General features: G+C 61.5%; 19 protein-coding genes. 9 read left to right on the top strand and 10 right to left on the bottom strand.

The genetic code is table 11. The features are described from left to right. Positions 1-2: 2 nt before the first annotated feature. Together RHP75_RS13925 and RHP75_RS13920 are read left to right on the top strand one after the other, a co-directional pair. Complete coding sequence (locus RHP75_RS13925) at positions 3-374, top strand: YkgJ family cysteine cluster protein (RefSeq protein WP_167141497.1); 372 nt, start codon at positions 3-5, stop codon at positions 372-374. A 74-nt stretch (positions 375-448) separates the two neighbouring features. Then, entirely contained in the window at positions 449-1,006 is a 558-nt protein-coding gene (locus RHP75_RS13920; RefSeq protein ID WP_311088701.1) for a nitroreductase family protein, read from the top strand. Here the strand turns inward: RHP75_RS13920 and RHP75_RS13915 are convergent. The 5 genes from RHP75_RS13915 to RHP75_RS13895 form a co-directional block, all read right to left on the bottom strand. Continuing rightward, positions 981-2,315 carry a HAMP domain-containing sensor histidine kinase gene (locus tag RHP75_RS13915; protein WP_311088700.1) on the bottom strand — a complete coding sequence of 445 codons (1,335 nt, stop codon included), beginning with the start codon at positions 2,313-2,315 and terminating at the stop codon, positions 981-983. The genes RHP75_RS13920 and RHP75_RS13915 overlap by 26 nt on opposite strands. Positions 2,316-2,390: 75 nt before the next feature. Further along, the gene (locus RHP75_RS13910) at positions 2,391-2,798 is read right to left on the bottom strand and encodes a Spy/CpxP family protein refolding chaperone (protein ID WP_311088699.1); all 408 of its coding nucleotides are present in this window, start codon (positions 2,796-2,798) and stop codon (positions 2,391-2,393) included. 130 nt (positions 2,799-2,928) lie between these two features. Then, a complete protein-coding gene (locus RHP75_RS13905) occupies positions 2,929-3,606 on the bottom strand; it encodes a response regulator transcription factor (protein ID WP_311088698.1) in 678 nt (225 codons plus the stop codon). Positions 3,607-3,609: 3 nt separating this feature from the next. Then, positions 3,610-4,011: a translation initiation factor 2 gene (locus RHP75_RS13900; RefSeq protein WP_311088697.1), complete on the bottom strand. Its 402-nt coding sequence runs from the start codon at positions 4,009-4,011 to the stop codon at positions 3,610-3,612. A 54-nt stretch (positions 4,012-4,065) separates the two neighbouring features. Continuing rightward, on the bottom strand, positions 4,066-4,365 hold the full coding sequence (locus tag RHP75_RS13895; protein WP_311088696.1) for a YciI family protein: 300 nt from the start codon (positions 4,363-4,365) through the stop codon (positions 4,066-4,068). A gap of 151 nt (positions 4,366-4,516) precedes the next feature. On the opposite strand from RHP75_RS13895, the gene RHP75_RS13890 reads away from it, so the two are divergent. From RHP75_RS13890 to rluB, 7 genes are all read left to right on the top strand, one after another. Beyond that, complete coding sequence (locus RHP75_RS13890) at positions 4,517-5,380, top strand: PHP domain-containing protein (protein ID WP_311088695.1); 864 nt, start codon at positions 4,517-4,519, stop codon at positions 5,378-5,380. Between the two features lie 13 nt (positions 5,381-5,393). After that, complete coding sequence (locus tag RHP75_RS13885) at positions 5,394-6,023, top strand: L-threonylcarbamoyladenylate synthase (protein ID WP_311088694.1); 630 nt, start codon at positions 5,394-5,396, stop codon at positions 6,021-6,023. 87 nt (positions 6,024-6,110) lie between these two features. Next, complete coding sequence (locus tag RHP75_RS13880) at positions 6,111-7,286, top strand: tryptophan--tRNA ligase (RefSeq protein ID WP_311091942.1); 1,176 nt, start codon at positions 6,111-6,113, stop codon at positions 7,284-7,286. A 173-nt stretch (positions 7,287-7,459) separates the two neighbouring features. Further along, a complete protein-coding gene (locus tag RHP75_RS13875) occupies positions 7,460-8,158 on the top strand; it encodes a ScpA family protein (RefSeq protein ID WP_167144217.1) in 699 nt (232 codons plus the stop codon). A gap of 2 nt (positions 8,159-8,160) precedes the next feature. Beyond that, positions 8,161-8,952: an SMC-Scp complex subunit ScpB gene (gene scpB, locus RHP75_RS13870; RefSeq protein ID WP_311088693.1), complete on the top strand. Its 792-nt coding sequence runs from the start codon at positions 8,161-8,163 to the stop codon at positions 8,950-8,952. A gap of 30 nt (positions 8,953-8,982) precedes the next feature. Further along, a complete protein-coding gene (locus RHP75_RS13865) occupies positions 8,983-9,165 on the top strand; it encodes a DUF1289 domain-containing protein (RefSeq protein WP_311088692.1) in 183 nt (60 codons plus the stop codon). Between the two features lie 121 nt (positions 9,166-9,286). Further along, positions 9,287-10,483: a 23S rRNA pseudouridine(2605) synthase RluB gene (gene rluB / locus RHP75_RS13860; protein WP_311088691.1), complete on the top strand. Its 1,197-nt coding sequence runs from the start codon at positions 9,287-9,289 to the stop codon at positions 10,481-10,483. Positions 10,484-10,545: 62 nt separating this feature from the next. Here the strand turns inward: rluB and RHP75_RS13855 are convergent, their stop codons facing one another. The 5 genes from RHP75_RS13855 to RHP75_RS13835 form a co-directional block, all read right to left on the bottom strand. Next, positions 10,546-11,472 carry a GGDEF domain-containing protein gene (locus RHP75_RS13855; protein WP_311088690.1) on the bottom strand — a complete coding sequence of 309 codons (927 nt, stop codon included), beginning with the start codon at positions 11,470-11,472 and terminating at the stop codon, positions 10,546-10,548. 216 nt (positions 11,473-11,688) lie between these two features. Continuing rightward, positions 11,689-12,429: a YciK family oxidoreductase gene (locus RHP75_RS13850; protein WP_311088689.1), complete on the bottom strand. Its 741-nt coding sequence runs from the start codon at positions 12,427-12,429 to the stop codon at positions 11,689-11,691. A gap of 60 nt (positions 12,430-12,489) precedes the next feature. Further along, entirely contained in the window at positions 12,490-13,161 is a 672-nt protein-coding gene (mupP, locus tag RHP75_RS13845; RefSeq protein ID WP_311088688.1) for an N-acetylmuramic acid 6-phosphate phosphatase MupP, read from the bottom strand. Continuing rightward, complete coding sequence (gene ubiG, locus RHP75_RS13840) at positions 13,161-13,859, bottom strand: bifunctional 2-polyprenyl-6-hydroxyphenol methylase/3-demethylubiquinol 3-O-methyltransferase UbiG (protein ID WP_311088687.1); 699 nt, start codon at positions 13,857-13,859, stop codon at positions 13,161-13,163. The genes mupP and ubiG overlap by 1 nt, the downstream gene beginning before the upstream one ends. A 125-nt stretch (positions 13,860-13,984) precedes the next feature. Next, positions 13,985-15,304, bottom strand: a complete 1,320-nt coding sequence (locus RHP75_RS13835) for a TRZ/ATZ family hydrolase (RefSeq protein WP_311088686.1) — start codon at positions 15,302-15,304, stop codon at positions 13,985-13,987. Positions 15,305-15,348 lie beyond the last annotated feature (44 nt).

Below are 15,348 nucleotides of genomic sequence, written 5' to 3'. Positions count from 1 at the left end.
TCATGTCCGATAGCAATCCTTGTCTTAGCTGTGGCGCCTGCTGCGCGCATTTTCGTGTGTCTTTCTTCTGGGGTGAGTGCCAGTCTGCCGGTGGTTTGATGCCGGACGATCAGGTCGTGTTGATCACCCCGCACCGTGTTGCCATGCGTGGCACGGAAAGCAAACCCACGCGTTGTAACGCCCTACTGGGGGAAGTTGGCCAAGGGGTGCGCTGTACGCTGTATGAACAGCGCTCCAGCACCTGTCGCGAATTCGAGGCTTCGTGGGCCAATGGCGAGCACAACCCGCATTGCGATGCAGCCCGCAGCGCACACGGCTTGCCGCCGTTGATGCCGCCGGTGTTGCCGAGCGTTTCTCCCGAGCGGGTAGCCTGAGAATTTGCGCGCATTGCCCTTCAGCTGCGCGCAGGCACTAGAATGGCCACCTGTTTTAATTGCCGAGGTGGCCGATGGACGCTCTTGATGCGTTGCTAAACCGTGTTTCCGCGCCGCGCCTGATTGCGCCGGCACCCGATGCTGCTCAGCGCGAGCTGTTGTTTCGTGCCGCTTTGCGCGCGCCCGATCACGGTCAGCTCAAACCCTGGCGCTTCCTGACCGTGGAAGGTGAAGCGCTGGTGCAACTGGGTGAGCTGTTTGCCAGTGCATTACCTGCCGATGCCAGCCCTGAAACCGTAACCAAAGCGCGCGCCATGCCACTGCGTGCGCCGTTGCTGGTGGTGGTGGTGGCTCGTGTGCAGGCCAGCCCGAAAGTACCAGCGCAGGAGCAAGTGCTGGCCGCTGGCTGTGCCGCCCACGGGATTCTGCTGGCTGCCCATGCGCAAGGTATTGGTGCGGTCTGGCGCACCGGTGATATGGCCTACAACCCGCAGGTCGCCACTGGCCTGGGATTGGACGCCGATGAGCAGGTAATTGCCTACCTCTACCTGGGTACGCCGGAGCGCGAGTTGCGCGCGGTGCCGCAGGTGCAGGTCAGTGATTTTGTCAGGGCCTGGCCTGCGGTGGAGTGAGTGGTAGGTGCAGGGTGGCGATAAAGCCACCTTGCACATGATTGCTCAGTTCCAGTTGTCCGCCATGCCGCTCAGCCGCCCGGCGGGCAATGGCCAGGCCCAGGCCATGACCACTGCTGGTCTGGCCAGGCGCGCGGAAGAAGGGCTCACCAAGGCGTGCCAGCAGCTCAGGCGCAACCCCTGGCCCGTGGTCGCGTACGCTCAGGCATAGTTGCTCGGCGCTTCTGCTGGCTGTCAATTCGATGGGCTGATCAACCGGGTTGAAGCGCAGGGCATTGCGCAACAGGTTGTCCATCGCGCGTTGCAGCATGTCTGGCCAGCCATTGAGCTGTAGGCCGTTGTCCAGCTGAATCTTGATCTGTTGCTCTGGCGCGTCCAGGCGCGCGTCGTCCTGCAATTTGTGTAGCAGTTCGTCGAGGTGGATCGGCTGCGCTGCGCCCGGTTCGGCGTCGAGGCGGGCGAGGGCGAGGATTTCACTGATCAGCGCTTCCAGGCGGTCGCACTCCTGACTCAGGCGCGGCCAGTATTTTTCCCGTTCGGCAGCATCCGCGCGCTCGGTCAGCGCCAAAGCGATGCGCAGGCGCGCCAGTGGTGAACGCAGTTCATGGGACACGTCGCGCAATAGCTGACGTTGACTGCTGATCAAGCCCTGTACACGTTCGCCCATGCGGTTGAAGTCGGCCGCCAGTACGCCGAGCTCATCACGCCGCTCGGCCAGTTTGGCCAAGCTGTTCTGCTGGTAAGCGGTTTGCCCCAGGTCATGCACAGCGCCGCGCAGGCGATTCAGTGGGCGGGTGATGGAAAGCGTTAGCCAGAGGCTGAACAGGGTCAGCACGAGCATGGCGATAGCCAGTGCGCTCAGCGGCCAGAGTCGGCTTTCGCGCTGCCAGGCGGCGACTTCTGGGTTCGGGATACGGTAGATAAACAGGTAGGTTTCGCCGCTGTGCGGGCTGGTGTAGTCGACACTCAGGCGGCGCCAGGGCAGGCGTTTCTCATTGCGATGGCGGGCTTCAAAGGCTGCTGCACGAGGCGGGAAGGTGCCTTGAACCACTGGCTGGCCGCTGTCATCAAGCACCTGTACATCAATGCGGAACTTGCGTTTACGTTGCTCAAGCAACGCTTGGGCGGAGCGTGGGCCTTTCTTCTCATAACGTTGCGTCCACTTCTCGGCGAGGTCATCCATCCCGGGGTGTTGGCTGAGCAACCAGGCGTCCTGATTGAGCATGCGTCCAAGCAGCATGGACAACCCTGCAACCAGGGCAATAGCCAGCCAGAAGCTGGCAAAGATGCGCCAGAACAGTGACCGCACGGTGGCTCCTTAGTCGTAATGGCAACGCCCATCAGGCTTTGCAGCCTGATGGGCGTAAAGGCAACAGTGCCTGGATTAGTTCTTTTTCGCCTGTTCGGCCTGCCAGGCTTTGAATGCCTGGTACTCGGCGCGGCGCTCTTCCATTTTCTTCTGGTGCTCGTCGAAGGCCTTCTGCTGCTCGGGCTTGAGTAGAGCGCGGATGGCGCTGTGCTGTTTGTCCTTGGCGGCCTGCAATTCGTCCTGCATGGCTTTCTGTTCTGCCGCCGGCAGCTTGTCCAGGTAGCGTTTGGTGATTTCATGGCGACCTTTCATCTGTTCGCCCATCAGCTTGCGGATTTCGCGGTGCTGCTCTTTGCTCAGGTCGAGTTCTTTGAACATGCGGGAGCCGTGCTCGCCGCCGTGTCGCGGGCCGCCTTCAGGCATGGCCATGGCCAGAGTCGGCAGGGTCAGGGCGAGCAGTACTGCGGTAAGGGTCTTGCGCATGGTGTGTCTCCTTGTCTGAAACCGGTAAACACCGGATGAGCCCAGTCTAGGGCGGTCAAGGTCAAGGGCCGTCAGGGCAAGGTAAAGCTTAGGTAAAGAGCGCGATGTGGCTGATATACACAACCACGGCTCAGACGCTGTAGTAGTAGCCGCGGCTACGCAGCGCGAGAATACGCTGGCGGCCATCGGTGTGCGGACCGAGTTTTTTGCGCAGGTTACTGACGTGCATATCCAGGCTGCGGTCATACAGGGTCAGTTTGCGGCCAAGGGCCAGTTGCGCCAGTTCCTGTTTGTCCACCGGTTCGCCCGGATGTTGCAGCAAGGCTTCGAGGATGCGGCTTTCTGAGAGGGTCAACAGCACTTCCTGTTCGCCCAGGGTCACGGTGCCGCGGGCCTGGCTGTAATGCAGGTCGCCGAGGTCGAGCGGGCTGCTGGGCGTAGCTGGCAGGCTGCGGCGCAAGACGGCGCGCAAGCGTGCAGTCAGTTCGCGGGGATCGCAAGGTTTGGCCAGATAGTCGTCAGCGCCCAGCTCCAGGCCGAGAATCCGGTCCAGCGGCTCGCCACGGGCCGAAAGCATCAGCACCGGAAGTTCCGGGTGGTCGCTGCGCAACTGCTTGAGCAGCTCCAGGCCGCTACCATCGGGCAGCATCACGTCCAGTACCACGGCATCCGGACTGTGCTTGGCGAGAGCGCTGCGGGCGCTGTGGCCGTCGTGGCAGGCGCTGACCTGAAAGCCTTCCTGGGTTAGCCAACTGGTCAGCAGTTCGCAGAGTTCGACGTCGTCGTCGATTAACAGCAGATCACTCATGGGTCAGTTGAGCCACTCGCTGCGTGAACGGCGGCCACGGCGCAGGAACGCGCCGATAATCACCCCGAGCAGGCCGGCTCCGGCGCCCGTGGCAAACCACATCTGCTGTTCGCTGATCAGTGGCTGTGGGGCGCTGGCCTGGGCTTTTTTCAGCTGCAGTTTAAGGCGCTGGTTTTCCTGGCGCAGGCGCTGCAGCTGTAAGGTGTCACGTTCATTGCTGCTGTTCTGCAGCTCAGCGCTGAGGGCTGCACGCTGTTCTTCGCTGAGCGCCAGTCGCTGCTCCAGTTCATCGATCTGCGTCTGCGCCGAAGTGGCTTCTGCCAAGGGTTGCGGCGGGCTTTCCTCGGCCTGGGTGACGGCTGGCAAGCACAGGGTCAAGAGCAGAAACAGCGGGCCTGGACGCATCGGAACTCCTATCTTTGTAATTGTTGTTATGGGTTATTCAGCGAGGGTATTGGCTCAAGGCAAGACCAGTTTGAAAGGTTTTACCAGTACCGAGGCATACACGCCGGCTGCGCGGTAGGGGTCGGCATCGGCCCATTGCTGCGCGACCAGCAGCGATTCGAACTCGGCGACGATCAGGCTGCCGGAAAAGCCTGCGGGGCCTGGGTCATTGCTGTCGACGGCTGGGTGTGGGCCGGCGAGGATCAGGCGACCTTCGGTTTTCAGCTGCTCCAGGCGCGCAAGGTGGGCCGGGCGGGCACTCAGGCGGTTTTCCAGGGAGTTCTGCACATCGGTGGCAATGATCGCGTAGAGCATCTCAATCCTTAATACGGTGGTTGGCGCGGATCAGCGCCAGGGGAGAAAAGCAGCCTGGTCAGGCAAAGTCGAGGAAATATTGGCGCAAGCCAGCAAGAATCCACATCTGGCGGCATAATAACAAACATAAATGACTCGGAAAGCGCCCCTTATGGATGTTGATTTGCATTGCCACAGCACCGCTTCAGATGGCGCACTTGCGCCGGCTGTTTTGGTGGCGCGGGCGTTCGAGCGCGGTGTGCGTTTGCTGGCGTTGACCGATCACGACACCCTCGATGGCCTTGATGAAGCTGGCGCCGCAGCGCAGGCGCTGGGCATGCAGTTGGTCAACGGCATCGAGCTGTCCTGCACCTGGGGCGGTGCGACCATTCATGTGCTGGGCTACGCCTTCAACCGCGATGCGCCGGCGTTGCAGCAAGCCATTGCCGAGCTGCACGAGGGGCGTTGGTTGCGCGCTGCGGAAATCGCCAAGCGTCTGGAGGCCAAAGGCATGCCGGGCGCGCTCGAAGGCGCGCGGGCCATGCAGCAGGAACTGGGTGATAGCGGCAATGCCCCGGCACGCCCTCACTTTGCTGACTTTCTGGTGCGCAGCGGATATGTAAAGGATCGCGCCGAAGCGTTTCGCAAGTGGCTGGGCTCGGGCAAGCTGGGTGATGTCAAACAGCACTGGCCGGAGCTGGCCCAGGCCGTGGATACCCTGCGCCGCGCTGGCGCTTGGGTGAGCCTGGCGCATCCCTGGCAGTACGACTTTACTCGGAGTAAACGACGCAAGTTGATCGCTGATTTTGTCGGCGCCGGCGGGCATTCGCTGGAAGTGGTCAACGGTATGCAGCCGGCCGAACAGGTTGGCAGTCTGGCGATTCTGGCGAGGGAGTTCGGCATGTTCGCCACCGCAGGCAGTGATTTCCACGCGCCAGGCCAGTGGTCTGAGCTGGGCGTCTATCGCCCGGTGCCTGAGGATCTACCGCCCCTGTGGGCACGGTTTCAACATGTCCAGCAGCCTACTGCAATTTGACCAGGGACTAAGCGTGAGCCAATTCTTCCAGATTCATCCGGAAAACCCGCAAGCGCGCCTGATCAAGCAGGCCGTGGAGATCATCCGCAACGGCGGGGTGGTGATCTATCCGACCGACTCCTCCTATGCCGTGGGCTGCCATATTGGCGACAAGAGCGCCGTTGAGCGTATTCGCCGCCTGCGCCAACTGGACGACAAACACAACTTCACCCTGGTATGCCGCGATCTGTCGCAGCTCAGCACCTTTGCCAAGGTCGATACCGCCGCCTTCCGCCTGCTCAAGAGTCACACGCCGGGGCCTTACACTTTTATTCTTAATGCCACCCGTGAGGTGCCGCGCATGCTGCTGCATGCCAAACGCCGCACCATTGGTCTGCGCGTGCCCAGCCACCCGATTGCCATGGCCTTGCTGGCCGAGCTGGATGAGCCGCTGATGAGCGTCAGTCTGATTCTGCCGGGCGAAACGTTGCCGATGAGCGACCCTTATGAAATGCGCCAGATGCTTGAACATCAGGTCGACCTGATCATCGACGGCGGCTTTGGCGGTCTGGAGGCCTCCACCGTGGTCAGCCTGACCGACGATGAGCCCGAGGTGATTCGCGTAGGGTGTGGTGATCCGTCGCCTTTTACGGATGACCTTTGAGCCTGGCTATATATAATCGAGCTCTTTCGATTATTCAGGTAATCCGTTTTGAGTCTTGTTGACGCTGAACGCCGCGTGCTGTCTGGCATGCGCCCAAGTGGTCTGCTGCACCTGGGGCATTATCAGGGCGTGCTGAAGAACTGGGTGAAGCTGCAACACACCTATGAATGCTTCTTCTGCATCGTTGATCTACACGCTCTGACCACTGATTACGACGATGTCGGCCCGCTGTCCCAGCGCGTCATGGACATGGCGGTGGACTGGCTGGCTGCCGGCGTCAGCCCCAGCTCGGCGACCCTGTTTATCCAGTCGCAAGTCCCTGAGCACGCCGAATTGCACCTGCTGCTGTCGATGATCTGCCCGCTCAGTTGGTTGGAACGCGTGCCGTCCTATAAAGAGCAGCAGGAGCAGCTGCACGGCAAGGACCTGAGCACCTTTGGTTTTCTCGGTTATCCCTTGCTGCAGGCGGCGGACATTTTGCTGTACCGCGCCGGCGTGGTGCCGGTGGGCAGCGACCAGTTGGCACATATTGAGTTTGCCCGGGATGTGGCGCGGCGCTTCAACCATCTGTATGGCCGTGAGCCAGGCTTTGAGGAAAAAGCCGAGGCGGCCATCATCAAACTGGGCAAGAAAACCGCGACGCTCTACAACAACCTGCGCAAGGCCTATCAGGAACAAGGCGACGCTGAAGCGCTGGAAACCGCACGGGCGCTGCTCAAGGATCAGCAGAGCATTACCCTGGGTGACAAGGAGCGCCTCTATGGCTACCTGGAAGGCGGCGGCAAGATTCTGCTGATCGAGCCGCAGGCCATGCTCGGCGAGTCGCCCAAGCTGCTCGGGCTCGACGGCGGCAAGATGTCCAAATCCAATAACAATGCGATTTTCCTGCGTGACAGCGGTTTGGCGATCGAGGAGAAGATCCGCCGCATGCCGACTGATCCGGCGCGGGTGCATCGTGATGATCCCGGCAGCCCGGCGAATTGCCCGGTGTGGTCGTTGCATCAGCTGTATTCCAGTAATGAAACGTGCGACTGGGTACAGCAAGGCTGCCGCAGCGCTGGCATTGGCTGCCTGGAGTGCAAGGCGCCGCTGGTCGAGGCGCTGCAGCAGGAACTGCAACCGTTGCAGGCGCGTGCTGCGGATTATCAGTACAACCCAGATCTGGTCCGGCAGATTCTCGCCGATGGCGCCGAGCGCGCGCGCTCTGAAGCGCGGGAAACCTTGAGTGAAGTGCGCCTGGCTCTTGGCCTGAATTACCGCTGAACCTAACGCTGCATCTAATTTCGAGAGTGACCATGTCCAGCGTGCCAGCCCAGGAACATCCCGAGAGCCATCCCCAGGATCAGGCCAATGCGCAGCAAGAGCTGCCATTTGCCCTGGTGTATGGCCAGGCGGTCACTGAAATGCCGCTGGACTTGTACATCCCTCCGGATGCCCTGGAAGTGTTTCTCGAGGCTTTTGAAGGACCGCTGGATCTGCTGCTTTACCTGATCCGCAAGCAGAACATTGATGTGCTGGATATCCCTGTGGCGGAAATCACCCGCCAGTACATGGGCTATGTCGAGCTGATGCAGTCGGTACGCTTGGAGCTGGCTGCTGAGTACCTGGTGATGGCGGCCATGCTCGCCGAGATCAAGTCACGCATGCTGTTGCCGCGCTCCAGTGAGGCGGAAGCCGAGGAAGACGACCCGCGCGCCGAGCTGATCCGCCGCCTGCAGGAATACGAGCGTTACAAGGCCGCCGCGGAAGGTATCGACGGCCTTAGCCGGGTTGGCCGTGACGTCACGGTGCCGCGTCTGGACGCGCCCGAAGCGCGGGCGCGCAAGCTGCTGCCGGATGTCAGCCTGGAAGAAGTGCTGCTGTCGATGGCTGAGGTGCTGCGCCGCGCCGATATGTTTGAAAGTCACCAAGTCACCCGTGAGGCGCTGTCGACCCGCGAACGCATGAGCGAAGTGCTTGAGCGTCTCAAAGGCGGCGCGTTTGTGCCGTTTGTCAGCCTGTTTAGCGCTGAAGAGGGCAAGCTAGGGGTGGTGGTGACCTTTATGGCCGTGCTCGAGTTGATCAAGGAATCCCTGGTTGAACTGGTGCAAAATGAGGCTTTCGGGCCAATCCATGTGCGTGCGCGAGCTGAATAAGCATGAACCTTAACGAACCTCGTGAGCTGGCCAGCCTGCTCGAAGCCTTTCTGCTGGCATCCGGCAAACCGCAATCGCTGGAGCGTCTGTTCGAGCTTTTTGAAGAAGCCGAGCGGCCGGAGCCGGCGGTTTTCAAAAAGGCGCTGGCGCATCTGGGCAAGTCTTGCGAAGGGCGCGCCTTCGAGCTGATCGAGGTGGCGTCCGGTTACCGCCTGCAAGTGCGCGAAAAATTTGCGCCTTGGGTGGGTCGCCTATGGGAAGAGCGCCCGCAGCGCTATTCGCGCGCCATGCTGGAAACCTTGGCGCTGATTGCCTATCGCCAGCCGATTACCCGTGGCGAGATCGAAGATGTGCGCGGTGTGGCGGTTAACAGCCATATCGTCAAAACGCTGCTGGAGCGTGAGTGGATTCGTGTGGTCGGTTACCGCGATGTGCCGGGCAAGCCGGCGATGTTCGCCACCACCAAGGCTTTTCTCGATCACTTCAACCTGAAAAGCCTCGACGAATTACCGCCCTTGGCCGCCCTGCGCGAGCTGGAGCCTGAACCGGCCTTGGCGTTTGAAGAGGATCTGGAGGCACCGCAAAGCCTGCAGGCGCGTGCCGACCTGGCTCTGGCCGATGAAGCTGCGGTGGAAGCGAGTGAAGAAACCAGCTTCAGCAGCCTGCTGGCTGAACTCGACTCGATGGAGCAGGGTCTGAAGACTGACTTCGACGACTTACCCGAGCAGGATGATGAGCGTGACGATGCCGATGAGGTGCACGAAACCCTGGATAAAGAGCAGCTGCCTGACTGAAGTGCTGGTGGCACCAGTGAAGGCGTTAGCGTGGTGAAAGACCCCTGCATCAAGCTGTGCAAGTTCGAGCGCGATATCTGTCTCGGTTGCGGGCGCAGTAAGGCTGAGATCAAAGGCTGGAAGAAGCTCGACAAGCCTACTCGACGTGCCGTTCTGGCTGAAGCGGATATGCGTTTGCTGGGTTTGGCGACCATCGGTCGACGCAAAGGCTGACGGCCACCGATCAGCCAGCTAGCCTCAACCCGTGCGTAAGCGCCGCGTTTCGCGTATGCTCCGCGGCCCTTCGACGACTCGAGTCGTCCAATCACTAAAGAAAACACCGGGAGGTGCCCAGATGAGTGAAGAAATCGAAGAATACAGCCCCGCAGGCGAAAAACTGCAGAAAGTCATGGCGCGCATGGGCCTGGCTTCACGCCGTGAAATCGAAGCCTGGATTACTGCTGGCCGCGTCAAGGTCAACGGCGCAGTCGCCAGCCTCGGCGTACGCGTTGACCTGCACGATGCGATTGCTGTCGATGGCAAGGTGATCCGTCGCGAAGAAGCGGCCGAAAACGTGCGTCGTGTGATCATCTATAACAAGCCTGAAGGCGAGATCTGTACCCGCGACGACCCAGAAGGCCGTCCGACGGTGTTTGACCGCCTGCCACGGCCGAAAGATGGTCGCTGGATCAATATCGGTCGCCTCGACATCAATACCACCGGCTTGCTGATGTTTACCACCGACGGTGAGCTGGCCAACCGCCTGATGCACCCGTCCTACCAGATGGACCGTGAGTACGCGGTGCGTGTGCGCGGCGAAGTCGACGAAGAGATGATCGAGCGCCTGAAAGCCGGTGTGATGCTCGAAGACGGTCCGGCCAAGTTCACCGACATCAAGGAAGCCCCTGGCGGTGAAGGCTTCAACCACTGGTATCACTGTGTGGTGATGGAAGGCCGTAACCGCGAAGTGCGTCGCCTGTGGGAGTCCCAGGGCCTGGTGGTCAGTCGTTTGAAACGCGTGCGTTTCGGCCCGGTGTTCATCACATCGGACCTGACCATGGGTCGCTGGCGCGAAATGAGCCAGCGCGAAGTGGATATCCTCAGCGAGGAAGTCGGCCTCAAGCCGGTCGCCTTGCCGGATATGAAGGAAAAAGCCCGCGACAAGATCGATCGGCTGCAGCGTAAGTCGGCCAAGCCGGTGGGGCGTGCCGCACGTCCAGAGCGGACTCTGCGTCCGGCCCATGGTGCGCCAGCAAGCGCGGGTGACCAGGGCCGTTCGCGTCCAGCTCGTGGCGATGGTGCTGAGCGTGGCGAGCGCCCGGTACGCACGCCACGTGCGCCACGTGTCGATCAGAGCAAGGGCACGCCGGTCGCCGAGCGGCCGAGTGACGTCAACAAGAAGCGTCCGGCCAAGCCGGGTGCACAGCGTCCAAGCGTTGAACTGACTGATCGTCCGTCGCGCAAGCCGGCCGGTGCGCCAGTCAAGCGCCGCAGCCAGCCGACCCGTGATGGTCAGCGTCCAGGCTTCGGTCGCGGTCCTAAGTCGGAGTAATCCATTGCGCTGGATATGAAAAAGGCGACCCTAGGGTCGCCTTTTTATTGTCTGCGTTGGCATTAGCCAGCCATCGACAGGCGATTGCGGCCATCTCGCTTGGACACGTACAGCGCGTTATCCGCACGGCGCAGCAGGCTTTCCATCGACTCGCCCGGCAGTAGGGTGGCGCAGCCGAGGCTGACCGACAGTTCGATGGCACGGTTTTCCACCAGGTACTGGATGCCGAGAACGGCCATGCGCAGGCGCTCACCAACCATGGAGGCGGATTCGCGGCTGGTGTTGGAGAGCAGCACCATAAATTCTTCACCGCCGAAGCGGAACACCATGTCGACATTGCGCAGGCTTTCTTTCAGCGCGCTGGCGACGGCTTTGAGCGCCTGGTCGCCGATCAGGTGACCGTGGGTGTCGTTGATGCGTTTGAAGTGGTCGATGTCGACCATCAGCACGGATAGCGGCTGCAGGGTGCGTCGGGCGATGTCCACTTCGCGCTTGAGTGTTTGCTGCATGGCGATACGGTTGCCGGTTTCGGTCAACGGATCACGCAATGCGCTTTGCACGGCTGCGCGGTAGAGCAGGGCGTTACGCAGCGGGAACAGCAGGCTGGCGAGCAGCGATTCGAGTTGGCCCAACTCATCTTCACTGAAGCGCACGTTGCGGCGGAAGGTCAGTTCACCGAGAAATTCGCCGTCGTGATTCAAACGATAGCCAGCCGAATGGTTGGCGCGCTCGCCCAGTTCCAGGCGCAGGTCGCAGGAGGCCAGCTGGTAGCTCAGGGAGCTGAGCGGCACCAGGCGCTGCACTTCGCTGTAGAACAGCTCAAGAATGCGTTCGGCTTCCAGTGAGGTCTGCAGGCGCAGGCTCAGCTGTTGGCGCAACTGTGCCAGGCTGACTGGTTTCAGGCTTTTCTGCAGGCGGCCGGCATAGCCGAGGCGCTGTAGTTTGGCAGCGTCGAAATCAATGGTGTTGGACTGGTTGTGCGGGGCCATGAAGCTCTACCTCTAGCGCAGTACGCGGCGATAACAGGGCTAGAGCGAATTCCGTGCCAATCTTAAAATCACTAGAAAAGTGCTTTTAATTCATTGGTTTAGTGTTTGTGCGGGGAGGCGTGCGGCAAAGTTTTGCCGGTTAACTGGCGGGGTTGCTGGCAATTTGATGCCAGATGATTCGGCTGCCGCCGGAAAACCGGCGGTAGCCGTCATGGTTTATTGCGCGTCAAATGCTTGGCCATTAACGCCTGTGCTGTCCGGGCCCATCAGGTAGAGGTAGACCGGCATGATCGCTTCGGGTAGCGGGTTGTTCTGCGGGTTCTCTCCAGGGTAGGCCTGGGCGCGCATATCGGTGCGGGTGGCGCCTGGGTTGACGCTGTTGGCGCGCACGTTGGCAATGCCGTCGACTTCATCGGCCAGCACCTGCATTAGGCCTTCGGTGGCGAACTTGGATACTGCGTAGGCCCCCCAGTAAGCGCGACCTTTGCGCCCGACGCTGCTGGAGGTGAACACCACCGAGGCGTCTGCCGACAACTTGAGCAGTGGCAGCAGGGTGCTGGTGAGCATAAACATGGCGTTGACGTTGACCTGCATTACGCGCATGAAGTTGTCGCCGGATAGCTGTTCCAGCGGCGTACGCGGGCCAATGATCGAGGCGTTGTGCAGCAGGCCGTCGAGTTTGCCGAATTCGGCTTCGATCATTGCCGCCAGTTCGTCGTACTGATGCGGCAGGGCGGTTTCCAGGTTGAACGGGATGACCGCGGCCTGTGGATGGCCGGCGGCTTCGATGGCGTCGTACACCCGGCTGAGGTTCTCTTCGGTCTTGCCCAGCAGCAATACCGTGGCGCCATGGGCGGCAAAGGTCTTGGCTGCGGTTGCGCCAATGCCACGACCGGCACCGGTCACCAGAATCACGCGGCCCTTGAGCAGGTCGGGGCGGGCGGAATAGTCATGCATGGGTAAGGCCTCATTAATTCAAAAAACGGGTGGCGTCGGCGCGCGCCCGGCAGGCGATTTTCAGCAGCTGCACAGGGCTCGTTCGAGCACGGCGCGCAGTTCCAGCGGATGGTCCACCACCACATCGGCGCCCCAGTTGCGAGGATTGTCCTGTGGGTGGATATAGCCGTAGGTGACGGCGGCGGTCTTGCAGCCGGCGGCGCGGCCGGCTTCGATATCGCGCTCGTCATCGCCGATAAACAGGGTTGCGGCGGGCTCCACGCCCATCTTCGCGCAGGCCAGCAGGATCATTTCCGGATCGGGCTTGCTGCGGCTGACGTGATCCGGGCAGACCAAAACCGCCGAGCGCTGCGCCAGGCCGAGTTGCTGCATGATCGGCTCGGCATAACGTACTGGCTTGTTGGTTGCTACGCCCCAGATCAGCTTGGCCTGTTCGATGTCATTGAGCAGCTCATCCATGCCATCGAATGGCCGGGTCAGCACCGCGCAGTGGCTTTGATAGCGCTCGAGAAATTCCAGGCGCAGGGCTTCGAAGCCTTCAGCCTCGGGGTCCATGGCGAAGTTGGCGGCGACCATGGCACGCGCGCCGCCGGACACCTGGTCGCGGATCAGTTTGTCGCTAATTGGCGGCAAGCCGCGTTCGGCGCGCATGGCCTGGCTGATGGCGATAAAGTCCGGCGCGCTGTCGAGCAGGGTGCCGTCCATATCGAAAAGAACTGCGCGCAGGCGCATCAGGCCTCCTTGAGGGTCTGGATCATGTAATTGACGTCGACATCGGCTTCCAGCTTGTAGCGTTTGCTCAGCGGGTTGTAGGTCAGGCCGATGATGTCCTTGACCTCAAGACCCGCTTCGCGGCTCCAGGCGCCCAGCTCGGACGGACGGATAAATTTCTTGAAATCATGAGTGCCGCGCGGCAGCAGACGCATCAGGTACTCGGCGCCGATGATGGCGAACAGGTAAGCCTTGGGGTTGCGGTTGATGGTGGAGAAGAACACCTGACCGCCAGGCTTGACCATGCGGTAGCAGGCGCGGATCACCGACGCTGGGTCGGGTACGTGCTCAAGCATTTCCAGGCAGGTGACCACGTCGAACTGTTCTGGCATTTCTTCAGCCAGGGCTTCGGCAGTGATCTGCCGGTATTCGACGCTTACGCCCGACTCCAGCTGGTGCAACTGGGCCACGGCCAGCGGCGCTTCGCCCATGTCGATGCCGGTGACGTTGGCACCGCGCTGGGCCATGGATTCGCTGAGAATACCGCCGCCGCAGCCAACGTCGAGCACCTTCTTGCCGGCCAGGCCGACGCGCTCGTCGATCCAGTTGACCCGCAGCGGGTTGATGTCATGCAGCGGCTTGAATTCGCTTTCGCGGTCCCACCAGCGATGGGCGAGGGCTTCGAATTTGGCGATTTCGGCGTGGTCGACGTTGCTCATATAAATCCCTGAATCAGGCGGCGGCGAGAGGCTCATGTTGCCAGTTTCGCCGTGTGGATTGGACGCCTGTTATGCGTCCAATGTATGTCAGTTTGTCGCAGTGCCCGCATTCTCTGGGCTGGCTGTCACTTGCCGGCGATCTTCGCGCCCCAGGCGCGGGCATTGGCGATGATCCGTTGTTCGTCCAGGCGCGTCAGTTGGCCGCTGTCGAGCAATTGTTTGCCGCCGACCCACAGGTGTTCGACGCAGGCGCGGCCACCGGCATAGATCAGCTGCGAAACCGGGTCATAAACCGGTTGCTGGGCCAGGCCGGAGAGGTTGAATACGACGATATCGGCCGCCTTGCCCAGTTCCAATGAGCCGATCTGCTCATCCAGGCCCAAGGCGCGAGCGCCGTTGAGGGTGGCCATGCGCAGTGCGCGGTGGGCATCCAGGGCGGTGGCCGAGCCCGCGACGGCCTTGGCCAGCAGAGCGGCGGTGCGGGTTTCGCCGAGCAGATCGAGATCATTGTTGCTCGCTGCTCCATCGGTGCCGATGGCCACATTGACCCCGGCCTGCCAGAGCTTTTCTACCGGGCAGAATCCGCTGGCCAGCTTGAGGTTGGACTCCGGGCAATGGATCACGCTGCTGTTACTTTCCACCAGCAGGGCCAGGTCTTCATCATTAATCTGGGTCATGTGCACGGCCTGGAAGCGCGGGCCGAGCAGGTCAAGGCGGGCCAGGCGGGCCAGTGGTCGCTCGCCACGCTGCTCCAGGCTCTGCTGAACTTCGAAGGCGGTTTCGTGCACGTGCATATGAATGCCGGCGTCCAGCTCCTCGGCGAGCACGCGGATATTTTCCAGCTTGTCGTCACTCACCGTGTAGGGCGCATGCGGGCCGAAGGCGACGCTCAGGCGCGGGTGGTGCTTGAGGTCGTCGAACAGATTCAGGCCTTTGCGCAGTGCTTCATCAGCGTCGCGGGCGCCGGGAATCGGAAAATCCAGTACCGGAATGGTGATCTGCCCGCGGATGCCGCTGTTGTGCACCAGCTGGCTGGCGGTTTCTGGGAAGAAATACATGTCGGAGAAGCAGGTAATGCCGCCCTTGAGCTGTTCGGCGATGGCCAGCTCGGTGCCATCCTGCACAAACTGCTCGTTGACCCATTTGGCCTCGGCCGGCCAGATGTGCTTCTCCAGCCAGGTCATCAGCGGCAGATCATCGGCCAGGCCGCGGAACAGGGTCATTGCCGCATGGCCGTGGGCGTTGACCAGGCCTGGCGTGAGCAGTCGTCCGGGCAGCTCAAGCACCTGCAGGGCTGAGTGCTTAAGTGCTTCAGCGCGCGGTGCGATCAGTGCGATGCGCCCGTCGCGGATGCCCAGGCCATGCTCCAGCAGCACCACGCCAGCTGGCTCGACCGGGACCAGCCAGGTGGGCAGCAGCAGTAAATCGAGCGGAGCTTGGGGCATGGGAAGGCTTCCGGCAGTCAGTAGAGTGGCGAGTTTATAGGGGA

Source organism: Pseudomonas sp. SG20056, from assembly GCF_031764535.1.
In the GTDB taxonomy this organism is placed as follows: Bacteria; Pseudomonadota; Gammaproteobacteria; order Pseudomonadales; family Pseudomonadaceae; genus Aquipseudomonas.
This window is presented reverse-complemented; position numbering and strand designations above follow the sequence as displayed.

Coding starts and splice junctions, on each gene's coding strand:
- ubiG (WP_311088687.1), bottom strand. CDS start 13,859: ATGAGCAACGTCGACCACGCCGAAATCGCCAAATTCGAAGCCCTCGCC.
- rluB (WP_311088691.1), top strand. CDS start 9,287: ATGAGTGAAGAAATCGAAGAATACAGCCCCGCAGGCGAAAAACTGCAG.
- RHP75_RS13850 (WP_311088689.1), bottom strand. CDS start 12,429: ATGCATGACTATTCCGCCCGCCCCGACCTGCTCAAGGGCCGCGTGATT.
- RHP75_RS13900 (WP_311088697.1), bottom strand. CDS start 4,011: ATGCGTCCAGGCCCGCTGTTTCTGCTCTTGACCCTGTGCTTGCCAGCC.
- RHP75_RS13920 (WP_311088701.1), top strand. CDS start 449: ATGGACGCTCTTGATGCGTTGCTAAACCGTGTTTCCGCGCCGCGCCTG.
- RHP75_RS13905 (WP_311088698.1), bottom strand. CDS start 3,606: ATGAGTGATCTGCTGTTAATCGACGACGACGTCGAACTCTGCGAACTG.
- RHP75_RS13925 (WP_167141497.1), top strand. CDS start 3: ATGTCCGATAGCAATCCTTGTCTTAGCTGTGGCGCCTGCTGCGCGCAT.
- RHP75_RS13880 (WP_311091942.1), top strand. CDS start 6,111: ATGCGCCCAAGTGGTCTGCTGCACCTGGGGCATTATCAGGGCGTGCTG.
- RHP75_RS13910 (WP_311088699.1), bottom strand. CDS start 2,798: ATGCGCAAGACCCTTACCGCAGTACTGCTCGCCCTGACCCTGCCGACT.
- RHP75_RS13855 (WP_311088690.1), bottom strand. CDS start 11,472: ATGGCCCCGCACAACCAGTCCAACACCATTGATTTCGACGCTGCCAAA.
- RHP75_RS13895 (WP_311088696.1), bottom strand. CDS start 4,365: ATGCTCTACGCGATCATTGCCACCGATGTGCAGAACTCCCTGGAAAAC.
- mupP (WP_311088688.1), bottom strand. CDS start 13,161: ATGCGCCTGCGCGCAGTTCTTTTCGATATGGACGGCACCCTGCTCGAC.
- RHP75_RS13890 (WP_311088695.1), top strand. CDS start 4,517: ATGGATGTTGATTTGCATTGCCACAGCACCGCTTCAGATGGCGCACTT.
- RHP75_RS13835 (WP_311088686.1), bottom strand. CDS start 15,304: ATGCCCCAAGCTCCGCTCGATTTACTGCTGCTGCCCACCTGGCTGGTC.
- scpB (WP_311088693.1), top strand. CDS start 8,161: ATGAACCTTAACGAACCTCGTGAGCTGGCCAGCCTGCTCGAAGCCTTT.